Consider the following 4,608-nt stretch of genomic DNA (forward strand, 5'->3'; position numbering starts at 1 on the left):
CGCATAGAAAAGAGTTTATTCTATGGTACTTGTTCCTCAAGAATAAACAAAATGGCAATAGGTTTTCTTAGCCATATTTGAACTCTACCATGAATAAAAAAAGCCGGACTTTCGTCCGGCCATGGTATCGTTCGCAAATATTATTGCTGGCAGGTTGCACCTCTGCAGAGCCTGGGTACTCTTATATCTGCATTTGCTATATACTGCTTTTTTTAGCTAATTCCACCAACTATTTTTGGCATCATTACCATTTAAAAGAAATAGTAGATTACTGATCGTTGATCCAGATGAGGATAAAGATTCGCCTTATAAAACTGAGTATTGGGAATGGAGCGAAGAAAAGAAGAAATTTGTAAGTCTTCCAATTCGGGTGCCTTTTTCACATAAGGTCAGAGGCTAAAATAAACTCTAAGGCTTTTCCTTTGCCGCATGACATTCAAAATTCAGGAACGTTTCAAAACAACCACCCCTAAAATACCCGCCAACAACGAAGCCAATAAAATGCCATATTTAGCCTGATCAACCATCTCAGCATGGCTAAATGCCAGGCCTGATATAAAAAGCGACATGGTAAAACCAACACCGGCCAGTAAAGCTACGCCGGTTATTTGTTTCCAGGTGGAGTTTGCCGGGAGCTGGGCGCCAAACTTTACCATAAGCCAGGTGGCCGATAGTACGCCTATGAATTTGCCTGCTACCAGGCCAATCATCACACCCAGGCTTACGGGATTTAGTAACGACGAAAAGAAATCCGAACCAATAATGATACCCGCGTTTGCCAGCGCGAACAACGGCATTACCACAAAAGCTACCCAGGGATGCAGTCCATATTCTACCTTTTGTAGTGGGGTTTCGGCATCGGTAGTCATTTTCTTTATTTTTTCGATGGTCTGATGTTGCTCGGGCGTAGTAAGGGTGCTGTTATTGGGGATCTGCGCCTCAAAATCAAACAAAAGATTGCGAAGGCTTTCGGCATAGTTTTTTTCGTTGATGCGCGTGCGGGCTGGGATGGTAAAGGCAACCAATACGCCGGCAATTGTAGCATGCACTCCCGAAAGTAAAAAGGCTACCCATACCGCAAAACCTATCACCAGGTAAAATATAATACTGCGAATGCCCAGTTTATTGCCAATAAGCAGTATGGTTAACAGGCATACGCCGATGGTTAAAGGTGCAAAATCAATTTGCGAGCTGTAAAAAATCGCTATCACCAGTACGGCACCCAAATCATCGGCCACTGCCAAAGCAGATAAAAACACTTTTACAGATGATGGGATGTGCTTGCCTGCAATAGACAATAATGCCAGTGCGAAGGCAATATCTGTAGCCATGGGGATACCCCAACCGTGTTCAGATGCTGTCCCTTTGTTAATGAAAAAGTATATCAGGGCGGGCACTACCATTCCGCCCAAAGCGGCTACCATGGGCAGGGAAGCTTTTTTTATAGTTGATAACTCGCCGGCCATAAACTCGCGTTTCAACTCCAGGCCAATCACAAAAAAGAACACGGCCATCAGCCCATCATTAATCCACAAGTGCAGCGGGTGATTAAGTGCGTGATTGCCAAAGCCCAATGATACTTTAATATCCCAAAGTTGATGGTACGAATGTGCAAACGGCGAGTTTACCCAGGTTATAGCTGCCAAAACACCTATAAAAAGCACAATACCGCTGGTATGCTCCTGGTGTATGAACTTACTTGCCGGCTCGGTAATTTTGTCAATAGGTAGTTTTGCTCTCATTTAGTTTTACAGTATCAAGTAGTTAGTATCAAGTATCAAGACTTTGATGAAGTGTAATGTTAGAAATAATCGCTCCGAACCTATTTTTCGGCAACCCATATGTTAAGGAAGACACGTGTTGCTAATCTATCCTGCGGTATCGAAGCAATTTAAAAGTATAATCCCCAGTATCTTATAAAAAAGTCTTGATACTTGATACTAACTACTTGATACTCTCTTTCACGGTTTCCAAACATTATTGCTCTTATCCGAATCAACATCGTAAGTAGTACCTAATGTTATTTGCTTAATAACGCCTTTGGCTACAAAGTTAAGCGTTGTTGTTTTATTGCCCTTTGCCCAGGCTGCTATACTTGTCCCTACTGCCAGTTTGCTGCCATCGGTATAAAATATAGTCAGGTGTACCGGCACCGCCTTGTTCCCGATGCTGGTAATGGTAACCGTATATTTTTTTGCTGCATGAGCTACTTTGCTAATGGCCAGGTCGGGGATGCCGTTATCAAAGAACCAGTTTTTCCAAAACCAGTTCATGTTAATACCCGCGCCTGTGTTCATGCAATTAAAAAAATCATAAGGCATGGGGTGTTTACCATGCCACAGGTTAATATAGTTGTGCAGTGCTTTGGTAAAAAGTGCATCGCCAAGCATTTCCTTTATGTACAGATAGCCAAAACCGGGTTTAGGGTAATTATCGGTAAAGCCTGCAATGCCTGTAAGCGCGGGAGTAAGTGTCATGATAGGTACATCCTGCTCGCTGCCCGCCGAGTTTTCGACCGCAGTGATGCCATACAGGTCGGTTATTTTAGGATCAATATCGGGGCTAATAAGCCATTCGCCTATTGTGGCCCAGCCTTCATCCATAAAAGCATACTTGGTTTCGTTTATACCCATGTAAAAGGGGAACATGGTATGGAAAATTTCATGGTCGGTCAATTCTATAGCATCCTCGCTATTTTCCAGCGGGTTGTCATTCACCATCATGGGGTATTCCATTTGGGCAAGGCCATCAAAAACGGTTTCGTGGGGATAGGGGTAAGGCCATTTAGGGAATTTATAGCTCATGCTCTCTATCGTCTTGCGGGCGTAATCTACCACGGCGTAATAATCCTTATGTGCCGGGTTAAATACGGCATCTACGCGGGTACGCCTTTGGGTTTTAGGATCAACCACCAGGCTGCTGGCTTTCCACAGGTAATGGTTGCTGGTAGCAAAGGCCAGGTCGGTAACGCTGTCGGCTTCAAATTTCCAGGTGTTGGTAGCATTCTTTTTGGTGATATCGCCGGCGGCTATATCGGCTTCGGTAACAATATCCGTTACCTTATCGGTGCCGGCGGCGGCGGTAATCAGTTTTACATATTTGGGGTTATAAACTTCATCGGCATTTTTAAAGTTGCCGGTTGCCCAAACCTGGTAATCGCCTGGAACGGTAATTTCGGCATTAAAGTGGCAAAAATCGTTGTAAAACTCCTGCGAACCGGTGTACGGGAATTCGTTCCATCCGTCTATATCATCATAAACAGCCACCCGTGGAAAAAAGTAAGCAATAAAAAACGCACCCGGATCAACCTGCCCGCCGCGGACGTGCGATGTTTTGTTAAGAATAAAAGAGTAAGCAATATCTAAATGTACTTTTTGTTTTGGGCTGATAGGTTTAACCCTTAACGACATATTGGTAGCATTAACGCGACGTTTGGTACTATCAACAGGCTGATTATCCAAAGTGATCGATTTTATTTTAACACCATCGCTTACATCATTTGGCGAAATAGCGGCATCCCGTGGTGCTCCTTTTTGGTACACATTGGGATATAGCTTGAAACCGAGTTTTTTAAGTGTGTCGGGACTGTTATTGATATAATCGATTCCAACCGTGCCGCTAACTTCGAGCGTTTTAGGGTCGAAGTTTACTTTTATGCTATAGTAGGCTGTGTTTTGCCAGTAATTTTTGCCGGGTGCACCGCCCCGGGTACGTGTGCCTTTGGTATATGTTTTTTGCAGCGTAGTGTTTATGGGCAAAGTTACTTGTGCCGATGCCGTTGCGCTACCAAGAAGCAAAGCAACCGGAAGTAATTTTTTGAGGTTGATCATGAAGGTAGTTTATATCTATATTTGACGTAAATATAATAAACAGGAATATAAACCGGTTGGCGTAGTAGCTTTAACGTATAAATATCAGATAACTTAAAACTATTTGCGCCCGTTTAAGTAGTACCAATTATAATAAACACATGACCGCAGAAAAAATGATTATCATAACAGGGAAGCAATACCTGGCGCTAAAGCAAAGTTTGGAAAGCGGCGAAGGCCTTACCTATAATATAGGCACAGATAAGCACCCCGAAATAGTAAAAATCACCAACATGTACATGGATACTGATCCTGATTTTACGCGCAACTCGGGCCAGTTTGCCAAAATGAGCGAAAGCCTGAATGTGCAGGTGAAAATGGAGTACGTGGCAGAGTAGCCTGTTTTACGAATTCCTGCAAGCCATAAAACTTGTTTCAAAATTCACAATACTAGTGAGTTGCATTTAGTATTTAATGCGTACGGGGTGCAGAAATAAAATCAGGCATGACTTCGAATAGGAATCTTCCCTAAGACCCAATTCACTAAATCATGGATCAAGCGGAATTCTTGTGGGGGAATAAAAAAAGTATTTGTTTTGCGACAGGAATAACAAATACGAATACCCTTGTCAGCAGCATACGAAACCCTTGTCCGTTTAATCTTACCTGAAGGTCTTTTAGAATATTTTGAACTTATGGATGTTCGCTCATCTGAGAGCGGGCAATTGAACATTTACCTGGAAGAAAAGAACCTTGCTCCATTAGGATATGAGAAGCCACAACTGGAATCCAAGGGCTT

General features: G+C 43.0%; 3 protein-coding genes. 1 reads left to right on the forward strand and 2 read right to left on the reverse strand.

From position 1 onward, the window contains the following. Nucleotides 1–443 precede the first annotated feature (443 nt). The gene (gene nhaA, locus AC1DV1_RS31060; RefSeq protein ID WP_477368668.1) at nt 444–1,742 is read right to left on the reverse strand and encodes a Na+/H+ antiporter NhaA; all 1,299 of its coding nucleotides are present in this window, start codon (nt 1,740–1,742) and stop codon (nt 444–446) included. 219 nt (nt 1,743–1,961) lie between these two features. Continuing rightward, a complete protein-coding gene (locus tag AC1DV1_RS31065; RefSeq protein WP_477368671.1) occupies nt 1,962–3,830 on the reverse strand; it encodes a M1 family metallopeptidase in 1,869 nt (622 codons plus the stop codon). A gap of 140 nt (nt 3,831–3,970) precedes the next feature. Here AC1DV1_RS31065 and AC1DV1_RS31070 point away from each other — a divergent pair, with 140 nt between their 5' ends. Then, nucleotides 3,971–4,207 carry a hypothetical protein gene (locus AC1DV1_RS31070; RefSeq protein WP_477368674.1) on the forward strand — a complete coding sequence of 79 codons (237 nt, stop codon included), beginning with the start codon at nt 3,971–3,973 and terminating at the stop codon, nt 4,205–4,207. Nucleotides 4,208–4,608: the final 401 nt, after the last annotated feature.

The organism is Mucilaginibacter sp. P4_D1, from assembly GCF_056401935.1.